The sequence below is a fragment of the Saprospiraceae bacterium genome, assembly GCA_016716185.1.
GTDB lineage: Bacteria > Bacteroidota > Bacteroidia > Chitinophagales > Saprospiraceae > Vicinibacter.
This window is the reverse complement of the sequence record JADJWV010000002.1, coordinates 804362-827968: the sequence shown is the minus strand read 5'-3', so window position 1 is coordinate 827968 and position 23607 is coordinate 804362. Positions and strand designations below refer to the sequence as shown.

Genomic DNA, 23607 nt, shown 5'->3' with positions numbered 1-23607 from the left:
AATTAGCATCAGGGTAAATACTGATTCTTATGAAATTCTCGATTATTTATCAAAAAATATGCCTTTCTGCATGATAACTCGATCTTACCATGGGGCCACTTTCCACGTACTTAAAGCCTTTTTTGATTCCGGCTTCCTTGTAAGATGCAAACTGATCCGGATGAACAAATTCGTGTACGGGTATATGCATTTTCGTGGGCTGAAGGTATTGGCCGAGGGTTAGAATCTCACAGCCATGCTCCACCAATTCGTCCATGGATCTGTGTACTTCCTCAACGGTTTCACCCAGACCGAGCATGATGCCGGTTTTGGTCCGTTTGCCAAATTCTCTGATTTTCTTTATTTGTTCCAGGCTTCTGGAATACCTGGCCTGAGGTCTCACATAACGGTAGAGCCGTTCGACCGTTTCCATATTATGCGAAACAACCTCCTGACCTGCGCTGATCATGCGTTCCAGGGCTGGCCAATGGGCTTTTACATCAGGTATCAGGGTTTCAATCGTAGTATCCGGGCATAGTTCTTTTACAGCTCTGACCGTTTGATACCAGATTTCGGCACCCCGGTCGGCAAGTTCATCTCTGTTGACTGAAGTAATCACTGCATGTTTTACTTTCATCAGGGAAATCGCCTCAGCGACTCTACGCGGTTCATCTGTATCGTATTCCGGTGGTCTTCCGGTTTTGACCGCACAAAAACTGCAGGAACGCGTACACACATTTCCCAAAATCATAAAAGTGGCGGTACCGGCTCCCCAACACTCTCCCATATTTGGACAGTTACCACTTTGGCAAATTGTATGAAGTTTATATTGATCTACCAGTTGTCTGACCTGCCTGTAATTTTCGCCAATGGGCAATTTCACCCGAAGCCAATCCGGTTTTCTGGGTCTAGATTCTGCATTGGGTACTACGTCGAGTTCAATCATGTTTTTTAAAAAATGGATACTATTGAGAGCCGCCAGAATGGCTTTTTCTCGAACCTAACTGGAGATTGATATAAAAGTTCAGATAGTGATAGGGATTCTTATCTAAAACCATAAGCTCCGGCCTCTTGGAATAGAGATCCAACTGAATCCCGAGCTCCAGACATTTTACCAGTTTTTCAAAGGCTCCCGGGTCAATCCTGAATGCAGCCCTACCATATAATCCCGGTACAATACTGAGTTGTCCAAATCCTTTATAAAAGCTGCTTCTTCCTAAAATCCGCTCGGAATTAAGAAATTCTTCAGGAGAATCTTCATAACGAATGTCTTTGACGATAAAACTCCCGTCTTTTTCATCGCGGACTTTAATATAATAGGGCTTTAACAGCCCAAGAACCAAACCTCCCTGCAACTGAAAACCAATAGCCACACCCTTCTTTCTTGCTTTTTCGCTTAAGGTTCTGATCAGACCCTTCCCCATTCTCAAATTGATCAAATGGTTCTTTTTGCCATATTTATATGAATCGTAGGTCCTGAAAGTAACGTTGGAAGGTCTTGAAGTCTTGGTTTCCAGAGGGTGATATAAAATACCGAGATCAAAGTGAAATGTGTTGGTGGTGTGAAATGATTTAATCTTGCCTTTTTGATAGCCCAGGTAAAAGCCGTCGGTATGCAAAGCCGCATCAATGGCCCATTCGGATTTATAAATGATCCCTTTTCGCACAGACTGGATGGCTTCGGTTCCGGAGACCTGACAGCTCAAAGACTCTATATCGCTCAGGAATAAGCAAAGAAGCATACAGCCCTTAATCAGATGCTTCTGTATAACCGCAAGAACCCGATTCCAATGAGTGCCCACCTCCAACACCGACAACTGTGTTATTTTCACCTCCTAAAAGTAATATTTTTTAAACATTGCCCGTATAAAATAACGAAATGAACAAGGTTCTTGTATACGCTCCACGGCCTGAAAACAGGTTGACTTACGTGTTGAAGCAAATGGGGACCTACTTTTCAGAGTTGCATTTTGAAATTTGCTCCAGCATAGAAACCTACCAAAAATGGGAAGGGATGTCCGTGCAACATGGTTCAGAGCAACTCAAATCACGCGAGATCAGAATTTCAAACGACAACAGCTTTTTGTGGACTTTCGACAAGATCATTGCAGATAAGGAAAAATTAATATCAAAAATCCCTTATTGCATTTTCCCGGATCCAAGTACGGATTGGCTGAGTGGCATCTTCTGGCATTTGAGCAGAATAGAAGAGTATGAGCCACGCCAAAAAGACAAGCATGGCCGTTTTCCCGCCACCGCAAGTTTGTTGTTTAAAAATAATGTTTTGAGATTACCTCTCGTCGATCATTGGGTCTTCCAATTCGCAAAAAAACTCGAACAATGCTATCATACAAATATTAAGCTGAAACCGGCGGATGAACCGTTTTCAATAGGCTTTGACATCGATCAGTTTTACAAGCACAAATACAAATCATGGATTAAGATACTGGGCGGTACACTTCGAGAACTGTCTCATGGAGAACTAACAAATGTTAGTGAAAGACTTAAAATCTACTTCGGAATTCGCAAAGACCCATTTGATAGTTATGAATACATCCGACAACTGAATTTAGATAAAGAAATTCTTTATTTTTTTATCCTTGCGGGAGGAGAAAGCCCATACGATAATAATCATCGATTGAACCTCAAACCGGTTCGAAAAATTTTAGAAGAGCTACAGGAATTTGGTGTGATTGGAATTCATCCATCCTACAAAAGTTTTAATCAAAGAGAGATCATAAACAACGAAATAAAACGGTTGCAGGATAAGTGTCGGCAGCCTGTTGTAAAAAGCAGACAACACTATTTGAAGTTTACCTTACCGGAAACATACCGCTTCCTTATAGACTGCGATATTCGCGAAGATTATTCTATGGCTTACCCAGAAATGCCGGGATTTCGGGCTTCCAGTTGCAGGTCATTTTATTGGTTTGATTTGGAAAAAAATTCGGAAACCAACTTGAAAATTGTTCCAGGCACAGCAATGGATCGTTCCTATCTGAGTTACCTGAATTATTCGCCGCAAAGAACCCTGGAAGATTTAACTGAACTGTGGCAAATTACCCAAAAGTATAAAGGACATTTTCACCTGATCTGGCACAACAGTAGTTTTGATTTTAAAGGAGAGTGGAAAGGGTGGGAAGATCTGCTGAAAAATTTTATTCGCGAAACTAAGTCGGGGTATTGATCGAACGTCAACTGATTTTTTAAGATCCTCCGTTTGCATGTTCCATACAAGAATTACACCTGGCTGTTCTGAAATTTCCCATGAGCAAATTCATCGGGAACCATCCAAAACTCATAAAAATCAGTCAATGGAATATTTTTAAGTTTCACATGCTGCCAAGTGAAACTCCTGGTGCTGGTAAATGCGCAATGCAAATCTGAAGGTTTGGAGTAATACCTTTAAATAAACAGGCTTGACGTATGGGTCATGAAAAATCAGCAATACCCGAGATCCTCATCGGTTTCCAGAAACTGGCCCTGGGGTTGAAGTTCTTCAGGATGGATATCGTCAGATTGCAAATCAATGAGATGCCCTTCCTGTTTTAAAAGGATTTCCGCCTTTGGATTCTCCTTTTTCTCTCGTTTTTTGAATGGATTTTTCATGGTATGATGATGATATGTTCTGGATTCCGCTTACAAATATAATAAAAAACAATGTATATACCCACTTTTAATCAATAATATATACATTATATGATAAATGCTTTTGTATAAGCTGAACCAACCAATGACTTGTGGAATTGAAAAAAAGAAATTCCAACAAGCAGGAATGGGCAGCAAATCACCCTAAAAAGTTAGAAATTGTTTGTTTGAAGATTGTATTCCGCTTACAATAAAATTTCGCGTTGGCTATTTTTTGCAAGTTCGTTTTACTCCACAAAATTATTACGAAAGCTGTTGATTCCCAAATAATAAGTAAAACTTTAACATTTGTTCATACATGCCTTAAAGACTGCTAATTTCCAGCTGAATGAAACCATCTTGGTGCAACAATTTAATAAAGCAAACTGCAATCATGAAAAGCGCTCCTTCGAGATTCAGGTGGGAGCCGGGTGGCTCATTTTTAAATCTTATATATATATATATTTTACATGCATATTTATATAATATACAATAAATTAACTTGAATATATTCAAACTTAAAAAAATTCAAATGAAGAAAAAATATATATCTATTTTTGCCCAAATTTTTGAGAATGACTAAGACCAGATATTCAGATGAAGAGTTGATGGAATTCAAAAAGCTCATCGACGAAAAACTTGAATTATCAAAAAGCGAGTTGTCGGGTATTGAGCAACAGATGATGGAACTTCGCGACAACATGGCTGATGAACAAGGTGGCGATTGGTTTGATGATAGTTCCATTCACACGGAAATTGAGTTCCTGACCAAAATGGCTGAGCGCCAAAAGCAATTTATCCAGAATCTGGAGATGGCATTAGTCCGAATTAAAAATAAATCTTACGGGATCTGCACTGTTACCGGCGAACTCATCGAAAAACAGCGTCTGTTATTGGTACCTCACGCCACAAAAAGCGTTAAAGCCAAAGAAAATGAGAAACCCGGCGCTCCACCACCCGATGCCAGGCCTGAAGCTCCCTTATTTGGGGAAGAGGATGACAATCCGCCATTGGACTGAGAGAAAGGCTAAAAGCGGAAGAAGCTTAAAGCGCAAAGCTCGAAGCGAAAAGTTTTTATTTCTTAGTACCAAAGTCAAGTTTCTGAGCATCACACCTCAATAATCCAGCATCTATTATCCCTATTCATGCAATGGAATCCAGGTTCTTAGCTTAAAGGCGTAAGGCTTAAGGCCTAAGGCTTAAGGCGTAAGGCTTAAGGCGTAAGGCTTAAGGCGTAAGGTAGAAGACTATCATCTAGTATCTATTACCCATCATCTACCATCCCAGTATCCAGGCAAAAATCAGAGGGGCTACAATGGTCGCGTCGCTTTCAATGACAAATTTAGGGGTATGGATATCCAGTTTTCCCCAGGTAATTTTTTCATTGGGGACGGCTCCCGAATAGGATCCAAAAGAGGTAGTGCTATCGGAGATCTGACAAAAATATGACCAGAACGGGACATCGTGCCACTCCAGATCCTGGTACATCATGGGTACAACACAGATCGGAAAATCTCCTGCAATGCCTCCTCCAATCTGGAAGAACCCTACACCTTTACCATTTGAATTTTTCCGATACCATTCTGATAAATAGACCATGTATTCAATTCCACTTTTCATGGTGCTGGCATTCAACTCCTGCTTGATTACATAGGATGCAAAAATATTGCCCATGGTTGAATCTTCCCAACCGGGCACAATGATGGGCAAATTGCGCTCAGCCGCCGCAAGCATCCAGGAATTTTTTGGATCAATTTCATAGTACTGCTCCAGCACACCACTCAAAAGCATCTGATACATATATTCATGGGGAAAATATCTTTCGCCTTTTTGTTGTGCACCGGTCCACAAGGCATGGATATGTTTCTGCAACCGGCGGAATGCTTCTTCTTCCGGAATACAGGTATCTGTAACCCGGTTGAGTCCCTGTTCCAATAAGGCCCATTCATCCTGAGGGGTAAGGTCCCGGTAATTAGGAATGCGTTTGTAATGATTATGCGCCACCAGATTCATCAGGTCTTCTTCGAGATTAGCTCCGGTACAGGAAATGATATCGACTTTCCCCTGTCTGATCATTTCAGCAAGAGAAACTCCCAATTCAGCGGTACTCATTGCTCCCGCCAAAGTAACCATCATTTTGCCTCCTTCAGCGAGATGCAACTCATAGGCTTTTGCAGCATCGACTAAAGCAGCTGCATTGAAATGCCGGTAATGCGTTTGGATAAATTGTGAAACAGGTCCTTTATTCATCTCCGTAAATTTTACATGGTGATGCAGTTGAAGAATTGCATGAACTGCTATTTATTTTTTCTGTTTTTTCTTTCAAAATAATAAGCCAACATTTTGTAATACAATTTAGCGGCTAAAAATTCCGGCGCTTTATTTCCCTTGGATGGAGCTAATTCGACAATATCAAAGCCCACAATATTTTTCCTGAGAAATACCATCCTTAAAAATTGCATCATCTGATACCAATGCATTCCACCCGGCTCTGGGGTTCCTGTGCTAGGCATCAAAGAAGAATCAAAGACATCGAGATCCAACGTGATGTATACATCATTGGTCATTTTTTTCAACGCTTCTTCCATCCAATAATCATTGTCGATGATCTGGTGGGCAAAATACACTTTGTCTTTTTGAAGATATTTCTTCTCGGAAACATCCATGCTTCGTATTCCTACCTGAATCAGGTTGGCATTCTCCCGGGCTTCGAACACCGCACAGGCATGGTTAAATGGTGTACCCATGTACGAAGGCCTGAGATCTGTATGTGCATCCAGTTGCAATACAGTCAGCTTTTTGTATTTTTTGGCAAATGCCCTCAGAATACCGATACTCACGCTATGCTCACCACCAAAATAAGTCAGCAACTTCCCGGTTTTTAATTGGGCAGCAACGGTTTTATAAATTTTTTCAACCATCTCTTCCGGAGTACAATCCTTCAACTTCAATGGCTTTTCGACATACACACCATTTTTATATGGTTCCGTGTTGGTTTCGATATCGTAAAGCTCCATATTTTCCGAAGCATCCATAAAAGCCTTGTAACCTTTATCGGCACCTTTACCCCAGGTGCTTGTGCCGTCATAGGGCAAGGAAGTTAATAATACCTGAGCAGTTTCAAACTTTCCGAATTTTTCAGCGACTCCTGCGTAGGTCTTTGCTTGTTTTTTCATATGTTATTTTTCAATCTGATAATTATTCATCAATTATATCCCAGGATCCGGAGCATGTCTCTTGAATTTTGTTCATCGTTGTATATCCAATCTACTAAATTTCCATTTTCATCCCGGTCGACAAGCACGTGTTTAGGTGAAGGCAACAGACAGTGTTTGATCCCACCATAACCAGAAAGCGCATCCTGATAAGCACCTGTATGGAAAAAACCCAGATAAAGAGGTTCTTTATCGGTTCTTGAATATTTAGGCATGAACAGCTGCTGATTTTGTGCTTCCGTATTGTAAAAATCAGAATTGTCACAACTGAGCCCGCCGATATTGACTCTGCAATAATCGTTAAACCATTTATTAACGGGCAACAGAATAAATCGTTCGGCAATTCCCCAACTGTCGGGCAAAGTATTCATCAGCGAATTATCAATCATGTACCAAACTTCGGAGTCGTTTTGTTGCTTTTGTTCGAGCACAGAAAATATGGTAGCACCGCTTTCCCCAACCGTGTATTTTCCGAATTCAGTAAAAATATCGGGATGTTTGATTCCGGCTTCATCACAGGCTTCCTTGATCATTTTTACGATCTGGTGGATCATGTATTTGTAATCAAATTCAAAGCCCAATGAATTTCTTATGGGCAATCCACCTCCGATGTTGATTGCCTTAAGTGAAGGAAAAAGTTTTTTTAATTCGATATACGTATTGATTCCTTTTTTTAATTCACCCCAATAATATACCGTGTCCTTGATCCCGGTGTCCACAAAAAAATGGACCATGTGCAAATCGAATTTTTTACTTTTTTTCAATTTGTTTTTTGCAAATTCTATAACTTGGGAAGCCCTAATCCCAAGCCGACTGGTGTAGAATTCAAATTTAGGTTCTTCTTCTGTGGCTACCCGAATGCCAACTTTGCATTTTTTTTGCAATAGGGGTTCGAGTTGATCCAATTCATAGATATTGTCGCAAACCGGTATCATGTTTTTAAATCCGGAATTGACCATACTTGCTATGTTCTGCAAATAATGTTTGGGTTTAAATCCGTTGTTGACAATTATATGATCTTTGGTTATGAGACCGTTTTTATATAAATTCTGGATGAGATCGATATCAAATGCCGACGACGTTTCCAGTTGGACATCGTGCTGTAAAACTTCTTTCAACACATAGGAAAAATGACAACACTTCGTACAATAACTGTAGTAATATTTTCCATCGTACTCGAGAGACCTGATGGATTTATTAAACAGGTTTTTTGCTTTCTTAATCTGATCCGCAATTTTTGGTAAAAAGGTCAGTTTAAATGGTGTGCCGTATTTTTCAATAAGGACCATCAATGGGATTCCGTTGAAAATCAGATTATCTTTTTCCAGATCAAACCCTTCCTGCGGGAAATAATAGGTTTGATCGATCATATCAAAATACTTGTTTACCATTTTTTACCTCTGTGATTTGCGGCACAAATATATTGCTAAATGGATATTTAGAAGAGATTATCCCAAAGCCTGCAGGCTGCTTAAAGCTGGATTCCGGGAGCAGGAATTTTTAAACACCGGCAGGCCAGTATGTGCCGGCAGAAGATCGATGAATTCTGCAGATCGGGCATCTTTAGAATTTACAACCCGGCTTGTACGAATCGCAAATACCTGGCAACACGAATGAAATTTTGATTAAGTTTACCCTTGCTGTACGATTTATATTAAAACGCGACAATTTATGTTTAAGGAAATACGCCGGAGAAAAACCCTGGAACATCTTCAAAGCACGGGAGCCCAGAGTCATTTACACAAAGTACTTAGTTCGAGGGATTTAACGGCTTTGGGTATAGCGGCTATTATTGGAGCGGGAAGTTTCAGCAGTCTTGGGGAAGCTTGTTTTAAAGCCGGACCTGGTGTGGTAATCTTGTTTATCATCACCGGAATTGCATGTGGATTTACGGCTTTGTGTTATGCCGAATTTGCAAGCAGAATACCCGTTGCGGGTTCAGCCTATACCTATGCCTATGTCTCATTTGGCGAGCTGGCAGCGTGGATCATTGGCTGGGCTCTGTTAATGGAATATTCCATAGGCAATATCTATGTAGCTTTTAGCTGGAGCGATTATTTTACATCGCTGCTGGAAAGGTTTGAAATTCACATACCCGACTGGCTTACCTGTTCGCATATGGAAGCCAGGAAAGCCGTTGAAAATGCAAGTATCAACCAGGAGTTGATCAATGCCTGGAATACTGCACCCGTGATCGGAAATCTTCGCGTGATCTTTGACCTGCCTGCTGTGATCATCAATTTATTGATCACCGCCCTTATCTATATTGGCATCCGGGAATCCAGAAACATGAGCAACATCATGGTGGCTTTAAAACTTTCTGTGATTCTGCTGGTCATCGTCGTGGGTATCTTTCTCATTCAGGCTGAGAACTGGTTTCCCGTCAATGAATTAGGCCAGGCCAGTTTCATGCCCAATGGATTTTCGGGAGTCATGACGGCGGTGAGTGGTGTATTCTTTGCATACATAGGATTTGATGCCATCAGTGTTTTTGCCGAAGAAAGTAAAAATCCACAAAAAGACCTTCCCAAAGGAATGATCTATTCATTGATTATTTGTACGATCGTATATATTTTACTCGCTTTGGTTCTTACCGGTATTCTTAATTATAAGCAATTTGACGGCATTGGCGACCCTTTGGCTTACATTTTTGAAATGAAAGGCATGTATTGGATGCAGATCGTTGTCTCTTTCATTGCAGTTGTGGCCATGACCAGTGTATTACTGGTGTTCCAAATGGGGCAACCAAGGATCTGGATGAGCATGAGCCGCGATGGTTTACTCCCACCTGCTTTTCAGAAAATACATCCCAAGTTCAAAACACCGTCAATCGCTACGATCGTAACGGGTTTGGTGGTTGGACTTCCCATTTTTTTTACCGACAAAACTTTTGTTCTGGATTTTACCAGCATAGCAACCTTATTTGCCTTCGTACTCGTTTGTGCAGGAATTTTGTTTATTCCGCGGACCGAAGAGAACAGTGGTCATTTCAGATTGTGGTACATCAATGGAAAGTTCATTTTCCCATTATTGGTTGTAATTTCCTTTTTTTCTGTTTCACTTTTATTTCCGGAATACTTTCCTCATCTGATTAATTTGGACGGAACAGAACATTCTTACAAGATTTCAACGATGATATTCTGGTTGCTGATGGTCATCTTGTCGGCACTTGCTTTCACCAAGGAACTCTCTCTAATTCCGCTTCTAGGGGTATCCAGCTGCACATATCTGCTGACCGGAATGACGGCTTCCAACTGGGCCTGGTTTACTTCCTGGCTGGTCATCGGTCTCGTTATTTATTTTAGTTACAGCATTCGTAAAAGCAAACTTGCGAGCGGATGATCGTTGTTGGTTGTTGTTGGTTGTTAGTTGTTGGTTGTTAGTTGTTGGTTGTTAGTTGTTGGTTGTTGGTTGTTGGTTTGTTGGTTGTTAGTTGTTGGTTGTTGGTTTGTTGGTTTGTTGGTTTGTTGGTTGTTGGTTGTTGGTTGTTGGTTGTTGGTTGTTGGTTGTTGGTTGTTGGTTGTTGGTTGTTGGTTTGTTAGTTGTTGGTTGTTAGTTGTTGGTTGTTAGTTGTTGGTTTGTTGGTTGTTAGTTGTTGGTTGTTGGTTTGTTGGTTGTTGGTTGTTGGTTTGTTAGTTGACTTCGCTGGCGCAAGTCTTCCGACTTGTGCCTTTGAAACACCTTGATCAAATAATACAATTCCCGAAATGATCTACGTTATTACAGGTCTGAAGACTTGCGCCAGATGGAGCGGTCAAATTCGAGACATTTAAGGAATCAACTCATATCAAAATCATGTTTCTTTATTTTCCCTCTGATATCAATTAATCCTATAATTATTCCTGTTTGTGACTAAGCGAACTGTTATGGCATCAGAGTAATTCTCGGGTCGGAAATTTTTTTTCACTTTTCAAATGTAATTTATGAAACATTTATCCTTTGAAAACAATTTTACTAACAATCGTTAGCCAATTGTATGCATTGCTTTAAGCGTTGAGCTTCCAGCTTTAAGCCAATTCGGATCATTTTGCCACAAGCACATATCTTTTTAATAAAAAAAAAACCGAAGAATACATTTATCTCCGGTCTTTTTAAAGTAGTAGGTAAAATTCTAACGTGCTATTAGAAATATTTTATTTGCTGAGAACCATAAGTTCGATTCTGTTATTAATAAGCCGGCCTTCGTGGATTGAGTTACTTCCAACAGGAAATTGCTGACCATAAGCCTTCGTTTCTATTCTGGTCTCATCAATACCTTGGACAACCAATTCTTGCACGATATTTTTTAACCGGTTTTCGGATAAGATTTCATTTGCTTTTTCACCACCTACATTATCTGTGTAAGACATCATTTTGATGCGAAGTTTTGGAAAAGCTTTCATGATTTCAGCCAGTTCAGAAATTTCGTGTGTCAATTTTGGATTGAATTCTGCAGTGCGGTCTTTGAATTGCAGATCAATAAATTTGAATTCTTCGCCAAAATCCTGTACGCCACTTTTCAGATAATCCAGAAGCTGATGCGCCAGCGTTCCTTTTTCGAAATTCCTGGCCTCAAGTTCTTTTAAAATCTTTTTAACCTCCGGTGCATGATGACCCGCTATATGTACATAGTCCGTATCAACCAAATACACTTGTTTATTTGAATCTAGAACTGCAGATTCCAATGGGGTTTCGGATGAAGCCTCCTTGTTAGATTGATCTCCCCCGCCCCGGCATCCGGAAAATATCAAGAGTATTGACAAAGCCAACAAAAGTTGAATTGCGGCCATCCTTAAAATCCACATACGCTTGTATTGTAAGTTACTTAAACTATGTAGTTGCATACTGCAATTTTAACGCTAATTACAGAATAATGTTCCACAAAATGGCATTTATTAACAATACTTTAAAATTAATACTAAGAAAATATAATATTTTCAATAAATAATTTTATTACCAGGGTGTATCTATGTCCTCTCAAAATGAGCACAATGTCATTTTAAGAAACGATTCGGCAAATCAAATTGCTGGTTCATTCAATAAGATAATTCGGGAATTGGCTCAATTTTAACAAATCTGCCATTCGGGTGAAGAGGACCTGATTACCTTTGAATTTAGCAAAAATCCCTTGATGAATTCCATTTCAGACCCATTCCTCCTAGTCCGGTTGTTTTTAAAGTCCAAATCCGGAGACTTCAAAGAACAGCTCAATGAACTCGATGATAGGATCCATGAAGAAATCAGATTAATGGCAAGGGATGAAAATCATTTATTCAGTTCCATCAGAAGCCGACTGCAATATTTACTCTCCAAAAGTCTGATATCCAATCAGCTATTTCAGCAAATCCTACTGTATAAAGAAAAAAGAGAGCAAGGAGACCATCCATCAGACCAGATGTTTAAGCAGGGTATCGCCATTTGGCTTGCCCTTTTGGAATTGGAGTCAGGCCAAGCTATTCCCGACGAATTAGCTGCGTACAGACAAAGCTCAATGGATCATCTAAAATCAGAAGACGGCCAGATATACCATCCATCGGTGAGAATCAGTTTTCTGGATTTTACGGAAGATCAAAAGGCCTTGCGATTCATAATAGACCAGAAACCGGATACAATTCAATTGCTGGATTTAAACTGTTTAAGACCTAAACCACATAAGCATTTGCTCCAATGTATCCAGTTGCTTAAATTCCCTATAGATGCCTGGGCCCACCAGCTCCGAAAGAATCAAACGCATTGGACGGTCCATGATTTAGTGCTCGTTCCCGATTTTTTAGTGGATGTCACATCAATCGCTTCCTGCTTTCATGAAAAGGAGTCCAATCCACTCAAGTTGCTGCTGCAGTTTTATATCTACAGGACCACGGGAGTATATGCTTTAATGGGCAATGCGGTCAATTATTTTCTGGATGAAATGATCATCAGGGCAGACAGAGATCTTCCAGGAATGATTCATCATGTTTTTTACCAAAATCCATTGGCATTTTGCTTGCTGAGTGATGAACAAATCAGAAATTTCTCAGAAACTGCCAATTTGCATTATCAAAACATCCGAAAAGTCATCACCAACTATTTCGATCAGAAATTAAAAAACCTGGAAGAGTGTATTCTCGAACCAAGCTTTTATTCAGTTCAATTTGGCATTCAGGGAAGGTTGGATGTTTTTTATCAGGACCTGAATGAAACCGTAATTGTTGAACTCAAAAGCGGAAAACCCTATGCAGTCAATAAATTTGGAATCAGTCCTGACCATTACGCACAAACCTTGCTGTATCATTTATTGATCAATTCGGTTTATCAAGCCCATCAGGATATCGAAGCTTACGTGCTGTATTCATCTCAGGCAATCAATCCTTTGCGAAAAGCAGAAATGCAAGCGGCAATCAAGAGTCAACTGATTGACATAAGAAATTCTATAGTAGCCATGCAGCTCCACCTTGCATTTCATTCAAAAAATGATAATTTTTTGACAGATGTATTGGATATAAAACATTTTAAGCATGCTGAGCCCTATACCAGAAATGATGCGCTTACATTTATATCTGTGTATAATCAATTAAACACTGCAGAAAAAGAATATTTGAAGGAATTCACCGGATTCATTGCTAGAGAGCAATTGATTTCAAAAATGGGAAGATCTCAAACACAGTATATTGAAGGTTTAGCTTCGCTATGGTTGTTAAGTGATGCGGAAAAACAAAACCAATTTATGCTTTTGTCCGATTTACAAATTACCGAAATCGTCACAGACCCGAATGAATATCCGATACTCCTTGTAGAAACCAGATCCGGGACATCCCCGGTAGCAAATTTCAGAAAAGGCGATACCCTGGTCTTGTATCAACAACCTTCTGCATTGGAAGGTCAGATATTCAAAGCCACACTCATCGAAATACAGTCCGGAAAATATCGCATCCGTTTAAGAACGCGTCAGTTTCCAGAAAAACTAATCTCATCGGGGAAGTCCTGGAATATGGAACACGACTTCCTCGACAGGTCTTTCATCAACCAGTACCAAAGTCTTTTGGACTGGGCACAAGCTCAACCTGAGAAAAGAGATTTACTGCTTGGTATCCGCGAACCGCAAAACGCCACGGAGAATCAGATTCCGCTGCATCAAGAAACCCCCGCAGCTTTGATTCCTGTATTGCGAAAAATTTTAAATACCCGCGATTATCATTTGGTTTGGGGTCCGCCGGGCTCAGGCAAAACCAGTATGGTGATCCGCTATTTAACAGAAGCAATGGTCAGTTCATGTGGTGAAAATATCATGCTTCTGGCCTATACCAACAGGGCAGTAGATGAAATTTGCGAAGTTCTGGAATGGGTTAAACGAGTTACCGGAAAAGATTACATCCGAATTGGATCTCGTTACAGCATCCAGGAAAAATTCAAATCTCAATTGCTCGACGAAAAATTAAAATCTCTGAACGGAAGGGCAGATACCATCCGGTTGATCCTTGAAACGCCTGTTTTTGTGGCAACCGTAGCGAGCATTCAGGGAAAAAAAGAAATATTCGAACTCAAAAAATTCGATACCCTGATTGTAGATGAAGCCAGCCAGATCCTCGAACCGCAATTGATGGGCCTGCTCACCCGATTCAGGAGATTTATACTAATAGGCGATCACATGCAACTTCCTGCGGTAAGTACTCAAACCGAAATTGAATCAAAAATTCAATCGCCAGAACTACAAAAGTTCGGAATGCGGCAGCTCGATATGTCCTTTTTTGAGAGACTATTCAACCAATGTAAAGAAAACGAATGGAGTCAGGCCTGCACCATGTTGAATTATCAGGGAAGGATGCATATGGACATTATGAAGTTTCCCGCCAAGACCTTTTATAGCGGCCAACTGGAAATTCTGCCTCAAAACTCCGAAGACAGGCAGATCAGAGCCTATGAGAAATTGTTCCCAAAAGTTACAGATGGAATCCAGAAGCTACTAAGCCAAAATAGGACCTTATTTGTACCGACCAATTTTGTCGAGCGTACGACCGGATCCAAAACGAATTTAAATGAGGCTCTGATCGTATGCAAGTTGGTTGAGCTGATCTACAACATTTACGAAAGCAACGGTTTGGATTGGAATGAGATGAGTCTTGGAGTCATTACCCCGTTCCGGGCACAGATCGCTATGATCAAACAACAATGGCCTCAAAAACTTCAATTTCTCGAAAATCAAATCACGATTGATACAGCAGAACGGTATCAGGGAGGCGCCAGAGATGTGATTTTGTTATCGACCGTCATCACAGAAACGGGACAAATGCCCCAGATCAGTTCTTTAAATGCTTCGGGAGCTGACCGAAAGCTCAATGTAGCCTTGACCAGAGCCCGTGAGCAAATTATTTTACTGGGTCATCCGGAAGCACTTTCTGCTTCTCCGCATTACTCCAGCCTCATGAACGAATTTACCCATCTGGATCCCACTTTATTGATATCCATTCAACCATCATCCACATAAGTTTTTTTTTAATTATGCTTTTGCTTCTGATCTTATTTAATCCCTCATTAAAGAATCTTCAAGCAGCATTTTAAAGAATCCAGGCATCCTATTATAGCTTTGTCCCTTTAACCACAAATTCATGCGCTATTGTTACGGTTTGCTTTTCGTTTTACTCAGTTTAAGCTCATTTTCAAGAAGTTATTACGTTTCGACAAAAGGCAGTGACCAGAATAAAGGAAATCACTGGTTTGTACCTTTGAAAACACTGGAAAAAGCTCAGGAACTCGCCCGACCCGGGGATACCGTGCACATCATGAGAGGAGATTATTATACCACCGGAGCTTATCTTTTTGAAGTAAAACGAAATGGCGAAGAAGGAAAATGGATTGTTTATAAAAATTACCTGAATCATAAGCCTGTCTTATACTCAGGATCCAGAGGCGTTCTGAACTTGACCTCTTCCCGCTATATAAGTATTGAAGGACTCACGCTGGATGTCAAAAATGATTGGATCGCAGATACCGACAGCATCCTGCAAACCGGAATTTCCATCCGGGGAACATACCAGGAACCCAGCAGTCATTTAAAAGTTTATAATTGCTTTTTTAAAAATTTTAAAGGCCCTGCCATCTCCTTGGAAAATTACGACATGATCACTTTATCGTATAATAAATTTTACAACAATGCAACGGATCCAGGTGGAATTGCAGTGCTGGCATTTTCAAAACCTGTAGAAACACAATCTATGGCAAATTATCATCTCTACGTTCAGGCTAATGTCTTTGAAAAAAACAGCATTGCAAAGTCAGACTCAAGACCGGTATGTAATCCGTTGATGAATTTCGAATACAGCAAATCCAATCTGCTGAATTCATCAAAGCATGCTTTCATTTACAACAACCTGATGTATACCAATGGGGGTGGAGGTATTAACGTCGAACATGCTGTAGGATTCACGATTATGCACAATACCTTTTATAAAAATTCGGAAAACGATTCCTGTGCATTTCCAGAGATCACCATTTCCTATTCCACAGCAATACAAGTCGCGAATAACATTTTGTATACAAGTTCAGCAAAACCAGCTTCGAGAATTATAAATTCTGTTGAAAGTCGTTTTCTAAACAACCTTTATTATAATTTTTCATCAAAAGAGCCGGGAACGAACGATTTGGTTGCTCATCCAGAATTTGAAATAACTGATCACGAAAAAAATGAATTCAACTTTCGTCTTAAAGGAAACAGTCCGGCGATCAATGCTGGAATTGATGAACACATTCCTGATATCGACTTTGAAGGCAATCCAAGAAAATTTGACTTACACACTGATCTTGGAGCACTGGAATATATGCAACGCACTCTCCCATCGCTGAAAAATATCAAGGCAGGTCCTCAAACGAATAAAATTAAAACCTACTGGTCCAGTTTGTATCTGCAGGATCAAAAAATATATACTTTATGGAATCAGGCCAACCTTCCGTTTTTTATCAGGATCTATGATTCTTTTGGAGAAATGATCCACCAGGAGTTGGCCATGGATGCTGAATCCAGTTCTTATGAGTTTGATTTCAACAAATACGCAAACGGAGTTTATACGATTGTTGCATTTGGCAGCGAAAAGCTTCATTATGAAAGAGTTAAAATATTTCCAAGAAAACAGAAGTGATTGAACAGATCGCTCCAATCTGGACATTTTTAACTACTTTTGCTCCAAGTTATTACAGAATCACATGCAGTTTGTATTTCCTGGCTTTTTATGGGCTCTACTTTTACTAACTGTACCCATAGCTATACATCTTTTTTATTTCAGACGTTACAAGAAAGTTTACTTTACCAATGTACATTTATTGCGTGAACTTGTTGATGAAACATCTACCCGCAACAAGTTGCGAAATTTATTAATATTGTTCAGCAGATTGCTGGCATTAGCTGCAATTATTTTTGCGTTTGCGCAACCTGTTCCAAAAAGTGCAAATTCCACTCAATCGATAAAAAATCTGAGTATATACATCGACAACAGCTGGTCGATGGATGCAGAAACCAAAGAGGGAAAACTCATCCAACAAGCCCTTTTAAATGCGAAGGACATCATTGAAGCTTATTCGGAAAATGACCGATTTCAGATATTGAGCAGCGATTTTGAAGGAAGGCATCAGAGAATCGTTTCTAAATCGGAAGCATTAACACTACTGGAAGAGATAAAAACCGGGCCATCATTTCAAACACTTAATAAAGTCATCAGCCGTCAGTTGCAATGTTTAAAAAATGCAGGCTTTACCGAAGGAGAGCTTTATCTGATATCAGATTTTCAAAAAATCAATTGCCAACTCGATACCGGAATACTCGATAAAAATTTTAAATTAAAATTTGTAAGTCTGCAAAGCATTTACGAAAATAACCTCAGCATCGACACCGCTTATTTTCTTTCTCCGGTCTTACTTCCGGGCATTCAAAACAAAATTATTTTTCAGGTAACCAATCATGGAGAAACGATCATCGAAGGATTGAGAACCACATTAAATTTGAACGGCCAGGAATATCCGGGGCCTGGTTTGAGAATTGAAGGCGGTAAAAATGCAATCGATACCTTTCCTGTGAACATCCTCAATCCCGGTTGGCAAAAATTAAGTATTAAAATTAAAGATTATCCGATCCAATTCGATGATCAATATTTTATGTCCTGTCAGACGGATACCAGTTATAAAATTTTACTGATCTATAAAGACCGCATTCCTTCCGGTATTCAAAATGTAATTGCATCGATACCTTATTTTGAACTGAAACTTTTAAATGTTGATCAGATCAATTATTCACTTTTTGATGAGCACAAACTGATTATTTTGGCAGACTTACCTCTTATAAGCACGGGATTCGCTAGAGAGTTAAGCAAAGCTCTTGACGATGGAACTCAATTGTTTATTTTCCCTTCAGAAAAAACATCTGCTGAGTCTTATGCTGCTCTTTCAGAAATATTGCAATTACCAAAGCTGAGTTCTTATCAGGAGGTAGCACGGCAAGTAGGTAAAATTAATATGGAAGCCGATGTTTATCAGGATGTGTTCACCCGGGTTTCAGGAAATCTTAAACTGCCTCAAAGTAAGGGCAATTACTCATTTCAAGGTGGAATTCCGTCGGATGCGATCATGTCATACAGAGATGGATCGCCTTATCTCAACAGGTACAAAATCGGAAATGCCCATATCTTTTATTCTGCAAGTCCTTACAATCCTGAAATCAACGATTTAAGTAAAAACGCAGAGTTATTCATTCCGTTGTTGTTTAAAGTAGCATTCAACCAAAACATCCGAAAAGACTATGCTTATGACCTGTCTTTTAATCCTTTTGTGGAATGGCCTGCTCAGCCAAGTGCTGATAAAGGCGACCTCACTTTGGTTTTGAGTGGCCCGGAAGAGTTGATTCCAACAATCAGAATGCGTGGAAATAAAATGGTATTGGAATTTTACGATCAGATTAAAAAAGCAGGAGTATACGATCTGAAAAAGGGAAATCAGATCTTAGGTTGTCTGGCTTTCAATGATCCAAGAAAGGAATCGGATTTAAAATGCCTGAGTACCGAAGAGCTCGAAGCAAAGTATAACTCCGTTGCAACCATTCTTTCGCCCGGATCCGGAGAACAAATTTACAACCAGGTTAAAGCAGAACAAGCGGGTGTGATGTTTTGGTGGTGGCTGGTTTTAGCTTCCCTGATATTTATATTTATAGAATCCCTTTTACTACGTTTTTGGAAGACAAGATGATCTATGGAGTATTTATTTAAAAATGTCAAAATAATCGATCCGGGTGGAAAGCATCATTCCAGAACCAGAGATGTACTTATTAAGGATGGAAAGATAAGCGATATCAGCAGCAATATTTCCAAACCAAGAAATGCAGTTCAATTATCAAAAGCCGGAAGTTGCATTTCCAAATCGTGGATTGATTTGGGTTGCTTATCAGGAGAACCTGGATTTGAGCATCGCGAAACTTTGAGCACGCTGGCAGATGCTGCTATTTATGGTGGATATTCAAAGCTATTTATTTTCCCAAACACATCTCCATGCATTCAATCCAAATCTGAAGTTAATTTTATACTGAATAAATCTAAAGAACTCCCGGTAACTATTTTGCCCATTGGTGCCGTAAGCAAACAATGCCAGGGTGAAGAAATGGCCGAACTTTTGCAAATGCACGAAGCCGGGGCACTTGCGTTCTCGGATGGTTCTCAATCCATACAAAACAGCGGACTTCTGATTCGAGCATTGGAATATTTAAAACTGATTCCCCAAAGTTTGCTGATCAACCAAAGTCTGGATAAATCCATTGCAGGTCTTGGCCAAATTCACGAAGGCCATGTAAGCACCCATCTGGGACTTATGGGTATTCCTTCACTGGCTGAATCGTCGCGCATTCACCGGGATATATCTTTGCTGGAATATGCCCAATCCAGGCTGATGATCCATAAAATTTCAAGCGCAGATGCGGTCCGCATAATCAAAAATGCAAAAAAGCAAAGGAGTGGTTTGTTTGCATCTGTCTCTATATTCAATCTTATTTTTGATACGGAAGATCTTTTAAATTTTAATGTAAATTTGAAATTGAATCCACCTTTGCGCAACAAAGACGACCGAAAAGCTTTGGTGAAGGCTTTACAAGAGGGTGTCATAGACTGCATTGTAAGCGATCACAGTCCATGGGATCCCGAAAGCAAAGACCTCGAATTCCAATCCTCAGCTTTTGGGGCGATCAGTTTGCAAACCTGTTTTAGTGCATATTGTACATATTTAATGGATGAAATTGGTTTGGATCTCTGGATTGACAAAACAGTCAATGCTTTAAGTTCAATTTTAAATCTTCCCAATCCTCCCATTGAAACAGGCTCCGAATGCAGTCTCACCTGGTTTGATCCGGCGGAAACGGTTCGTTTTATGGATTCAAACCTGAGATCTATTTCCAAAAACAGTCCGTTAAAAAACAGAGATTTAAAGGGAAAAATACTTGGCGTCTATTCAAATGGAAATTTTTATAATGAAATGACGCAATCATGATAAATTTATGATTGCAATTGGGATCATATTTATCATCAACTGACCTAATTTTCATAACTATAAAATCATCGAATATGTTCAATTACGAAAATCATAAAACACCCATAAAAAATGGATTGATATGGGGGGCAATCAGTATTGCAACTATTTTGGTTTTGTATCTGGTTGGTATGCTCGAAAATGTAGCCGGCAATATTTTACTTTTTCTTTTCGGGCTTTACATGATGTATCAGTCTGGCGTTTCAAAACGAAATGATCTTGGAGGATTCATCAGCTGGAAACAATCGCTTACTCCGATTTGGTTGACTTCAATTGTATCCAGTTTGCTAAGCATACCATTTACCTGGATCATGTATAAATTTATTGATCCCGGACTCCAGGAAAAGCAAAAAGAAGAGGCCGTAAAAATGATTGAAAGAATGAGAGGTTGGATTGGCGATGCAGCTGCAGAAGCGGAACTTGAAAAATTAGAGACCCAGGATTTCGCCAGTCCGGGGCAATATTTGTTGGTGTTTTTTGGGGCCATCGTTTTCTATTTTTTCATCTCCTGCCTCATAGCATTGATCGTAAAGAGGAAAGATCCCTCCACAATATTTACAAAATACTGACAGATCGAATAACGTTTTAATTTTCTGCAGCATCCTAAAAAAAAGAAATGGATTTATCGATCATCATACCCGCATACAACGAAGAAGAATCCATCATGGAATTGTCCGATTGGATTTTCAAAACCTTGCAACCATTGAACCTCGAGTATGAGGTCTGGTTCATTGACGATGGAAGTATTGACAGAAGTTGGGATGTCATGAAAAAAATAAATGTAAATTATCCAAATTTTAAAGCCATTCAGTTCCAGAGAAACTATGGTAAATCTGCTGCACTGCATACAGGTTTCCAAAAATGCGAAGGAAATGTTGTCATAACTATGGATGCCGATCTTCAGGATAGTCCGGAAGAAATAAAAGAATTGTATTTCATGATCACCAGAAACGGATTTGACCTCGTTTCAGGTTGGAAAAAAGTCAGACATGATCATGCTTTATCTAAAAATCTGCCTTCAAAATTTTACAACACGGTATCCGGCTGGATGAGTGGTGTCAAACTTCACGATATGAACTGTGGAATTAAAGCATATCGCAAGGATGTGATTAAATCTATCGAAATCTATGGAGAAATGCATCGGTATATTCCGGTCATCGCCAAATCAGCAGGCTTCAAAAAAATTGGAGAAAAGGTTGTACAGCACAGGGCTCGCAAATACGGTTATTCAAAATTTGGAATGAGCCGGTTTGTAAATGGATTTTTGGATTTGGCCACCATCCTCTTTATTGGAAAATTCGGAAAAAGACCCATGCATTTTTTTGGTGCATTTGGATTGGTCTGTTTTTTTATTGGATTTTGTTTTGTTTTTTATCTCTCATTTACCAAACTCGCCTTCGGACATGTAGGAATGACCCAAAGGCCTGCATTTTTTATTGCGCTGGTTTCCATGATCATTGGTTCACAAATGTTTTTTACAGGTTTCCTTGCCGAACTGGTTACACGCAATGCCAGTGAACGGAATCATTACCTGATCAGCAATCAGATTTCCTGAAATGCCAAAAATCATTTTGATTGGTCCGGCACACCCTCTTCGCGGAGGATTGGCGACTTTTGATGAACGCCTGGCCAGGGAATTTCAAAGCATGGGCTGGTCTGTTGAAATTTACACGTTTTCACTGCAGTATCCTGATTTTTTATTTCCAGGAAAAACCCAATACGCAAACACAGCCAAACCTTTAGATTTGAAAATTCATGTGGTAATAAACAGCATGAATCCCTTAAACTGGATCAGAATTGGCCATAGGATCAAAAAGGAAAATGCGGAAATTGTACTTACCCGATATTGGATTCCTTTTATGGCACCATGTCTTGGAACTATTCTGAGGATCATCAGGAAAAACAATCTTTCAAAAATAATCTGCATCACTGATAATATCATTCCACACGAAAAAAGAATTGGAGATCGTTGGCTCACTCAATATTTCTTAAAAGTTTCGGACTGGTTTATTTGCATGAGTGATACGGTCGATAAAGAGTTAAAATCCTTCAAACCTAGAGCTAAAAGTGTACTCATTGATCATCCTTTATATGATGTTTTTGGTCCTCCGGTTTCTAAGCAAATCGCGCGAGAACATCTGGGAATTCAAAAAGATGAAAAAGTATTGCTGTTTTTTGGATTCATCCGGAAGTATAAAGGACTGGATCTTTTATTAGAGTCCTTTGCCAAACACCTTAAGGGTTTAGATAATTACAGTTTGGTCATCGCCGGAGAATTCTACGATGCCAGAGAAAGTTATGATGAATTCATAAATAAATATGGGATGAAAGAAAAAGTCAGAATTTTCTCAGATTTCATTCCGGAAGATCAAGTCAAATATTTCTTTTGTGCATGTGACCTCGTCGTTCAGCCTTACCGGACCGCTTCTCAAAGCGGTGTGACCCCATTGGCCTATTATTTTGAAAAACCCATGATAGTAACCAGAGTAGGTGCATTGGCCAATTTGGTTCCGGATGGAAAGGCCGGCTTTGTTTGTGAACCCAACCCCGATTCAATTGCAGAAGCGATACAAAAATTCTTTTCATCTGATGCCGGGAAATTTAGAGACTTTCTAAATAAAGAAAAAAAGAAGTTAAGCTGGGCTAATTTTGCAGAGGAAATAGTTGGTTTATCAAAATTGTCAAAGCAAACATGATTCACAGGATTCAGGAAATCATACAAGCATCTGCTGATGTTAAAACCAATATGCTGAAAGATGAAACCCTGTTGGCAACTCTGTTACAGATCTCAAATTCAATGAGCCAGGCTCTGGAGCGAGGACACCGCATTTATTTTTGCGGGAACGGAGGAAGTGCAGCAGATGCACAACACATTGCAGCCGAACTTACCGGAAGATTCTATAAAGAGAGGCCGGCTTATTCAGCAGAAGCCTTGCATTGCAACAGTTCTTATCTAACTGCGGTTGCCAATGATTATGGATACGATCGGGTATACGAAAGATACATTGCAGGGATTGGAAAACCTGGAGACATTCTTGTTGGATTGAGTACTTCCGGCCAATCCAATAATGTAGTGCTTGCCATGAATGCTGCCAATTCCAAAGGGATGATCTGTGTAGGGCTTACCGGCAAAAATGGCGGACTTATAAAATCGGCTTCTACATATTGGATTGGAGTTCCATCTGATTCAACTCCAAGGATACAGGAATCTCATATATTGATTGGACATATACTCTGCGAACTCGTCGAAGAAAATCTTTCTTGATGATCACTGTTC

19 protein-coding genes and 1 pseudogene are annotated in these 23607 nt (G+C 39.7%); 13 read left to right on the top strand and 7 right to left on the bottom strand.

The window, feature by feature from the left end:
* Nucleotides 1–49 precede the first annotated feature (49 nt).
* Both lipA and IPM34_05125 read right to left on the bottom strand, forming a co-directional pair.
* The gene (lipA, locus tag IPM34_05130) at nt 50–925 is read right to left on the bottom strand and encodes a lipoyl synthase (GenBank protein ID MBK8954925.1); all 876 of its coding nucleotides are present in this window, start codon (nt 923–925) and stop codon (nt 50–52) included.
* Nucleotides 926–944: 19 nt separating this feature from the next.
* Nucleotides 945–1811 (bottom strand): hypothetical protein, encoded by an 867-nt coding sequence (locus IPM34_05125; protein ID MBK8954924.1) that lies wholly within the window; start codon nt 1809–1811, stop codon nt 945–947.
* 47 nt (nt 1812–1858) lie between these two features.
* Here IPM34_05125 and IPM34_05120 point away from each other — a divergent pair, with 47 nt between their 5' ends.
* A complete protein-coding gene (locus IPM34_05120; protein ID MBK8954923.1) occupies nt 1859–3166 on the top strand; it encodes a polysaccharide deacetylase family protein in 1308 nt (435 codons plus the stop codon).
* Nucleotides 3167–3420: 254 nt separating this feature from the next.
* On the opposite strand, the gene IPM34_05115 is transcribed toward IPM34_05120, so the two are convergent.
* On the bottom strand, nt 3421–3588 hold the full coding sequence (locus IPM34_05115) for a hypothetical protein (GenBank protein MBK8954922.1): 168 nt from the start codon (nt 3586–3588) through the stop codon (nt 3421–3423).
* A 593-nt stretch (nt 3589–4181) separates the two neighbouring features.
* On the opposite strand from IPM34_05115, the pseudogene IPM34_05110 reads away from it, so the two are divergent.
* Nucleotides 4182–4535 (top strand): annotated as a pseudogene (locus tag IPM34_05110) (TraR/DksA family transcriptional regulator).
* Between the two features lie 346 nt (nt 4536–4881).
* Here the strand turns inward: IPM34_05110 and IPM34_05105 are convergent.
* Genes IPM34_05105 through IPM34_05095 form a run of 3 tightly spaced genes read right to left on the bottom strand, consistent with a single transcriptional unit; the run spans nt 4882 to nt 8212 of the window.
* A complete protein-coding gene (locus IPM34_05105) occupies nt 4882–5856 on the bottom strand; it encodes a deoxyhypusine synthase family protein (GenBank protein MBK8954921.1) in 975 nt (324 codons plus the stop codon).
* 47 nt (nt 5857–5903) lie between these two features.
* Entirely contained in the window at nt 5904–6782 is an 879-nt protein-coding gene (gene speB, locus IPM34_05100; GenBank protein ID MBK8954920.1) for an agmatinase, read from the bottom strand.
* Between the two features lie 29 nt (nt 6783–6811).
* Complete coding sequence (locus tag IPM34_05095) at nt 6812–8212, bottom strand: arginine decarboxylase (GenBank protein ID MBK8954919.1); 1401 nt, start codon at nt 8210–8212, stop codon at nt 6812–6814.
* 16 nt (nt 8213–8228) lie between these two features.
* On the opposite strand from IPM34_05095, the gene IPM34_05090 reads away from it, so the two are divergent.
* The 3 genes from IPM34_05090 to IPM34_05080 are packed head-to-tail and all read left to right on the top strand — an operon-like array spanning nt 8229 to nt 10391.
* Entirely contained in the window at nt 8229–8438 is a 210-nt protein-coding gene (locus IPM34_05090) for a hypothetical protein (protein ID MBK8954918.1), read from the top strand.
* 54 nt (nt 8439–8492) lie between these two features.
* On the top strand, nt 8493–10163 hold the full coding sequence (locus IPM34_05085) for an amino acid permease (GenBank protein ID MBK8954917.1): 1671 nt from the start codon (nt 8493–8495) through the stop codon (nt 10161–10163).
* A 30-nt stretch (nt 10164–10193) separates the two neighbouring features.
* Nucleotides 10194–10391, top strand: a complete 198-nt coding sequence (locus IPM34_05080) for a hypothetical protein (GenBank protein ID MBK8954916.1) — start codon at nt 10194–10196, stop codon at nt 10389–10391.
* Between the two features lie 563 nt (nt 10392–10954).
* Here IPM34_05080 and IPM34_05075 read toward each other — a convergent pair.
* Nucleotides 10955–11605, bottom strand: a complete 651-nt coding sequence (locus tag IPM34_05075; protein ID MBK8954915.1) for an OmpA family protein — start codon at nt 11603–11605, stop codon at nt 10955–10957.
* Between the two features lie 326 nt (nt 11606–11931).
* On the opposite strand from IPM34_05075, the gene IPM34_05070 reads away from it, so the two are divergent.
* From IPM34_05070 to IPM34_05035, 8 genes are all read left to right on the top strand, one after another.
* Nucleotides 11932–15264, top strand: coding sequence for an AAA family ATPase (locus IPM34_05070; protein ID MBK8954914.1), 3333 nt, complete (start codon nt 11932–11934; stop codon nt 15262–15264).
* Between the two features lie 121 nt (nt 15265–15385).
* Entirely contained in the window at nt 15386–16912 is a 1527-nt protein-coding gene (locus IPM34_05065) for a right-handed parallel beta-helix repeat-containing protein (GenBank protein MBK8954913.1), read from the top strand.
* Nucleotides 16913–16976: 64 nt separating this feature from the next.
* Nucleotides 16977–19004, top strand: coding sequence for a BatA domain-containing protein (locus IPM34_05060; GenBank protein MBK8954912.1), 2028 nt, complete (start codon nt 16977–16979; stop codon nt 19002–19004).
* A gap of 3 nt (nt 19005–19007) precedes the next feature.
* Complete coding sequence (locus IPM34_05055; GenBank protein ID MBK8954911.1) at nt 19008–20291, top strand: hypothetical protein; 1284 nt, start codon at nt 19008–19010, stop codon at nt 20289–20291.
* Between the two features lie 74 nt (nt 20292–20365).
* The gene (locus tag IPM34_05050; protein ID MBK8954910.1) at nt 20366–20899 is read left to right on the top strand and encodes a DUF4199 domain-containing protein; all 534 of its coding nucleotides are present in this window, start codon (nt 20366–20368) and stop codon (nt 20897–20899) included.
* A 47-nt stretch (nt 20900–20946) separates the two neighbouring features.
* On the top strand, nt 20947–21885 hold the full coding sequence (locus IPM34_05045) for a glycosyltransferase (protein ID MBK8954909.1): 939 nt from the start codon (nt 20947–20949) through the stop codon (nt 21883–21885).
* A gap of 1 nt (nt 21886) precedes the next feature.
* Entirely contained in the window at nt 21887–23026 is a 1140-nt protein-coding gene (locus IPM34_05040) for a glycosyltransferase (protein ID MBK8954908.1), read from the top strand.
* The gene (locus IPM34_05035) at nt 23023–23595 is read left to right on the top strand and encodes an SIS domain-containing protein (protein ID MBK8954907.1); all 573 of its coding nucleotides are present in this window, start codon (nt 23023–23025) and stop codon (nt 23593–23595) included. Before IPM34_05040 ends, IPM34_05035 begins: the two co-directional genes overlap by 4 nt.
* Nucleotides 23596–23607 lie beyond the last annotated feature (12 nt).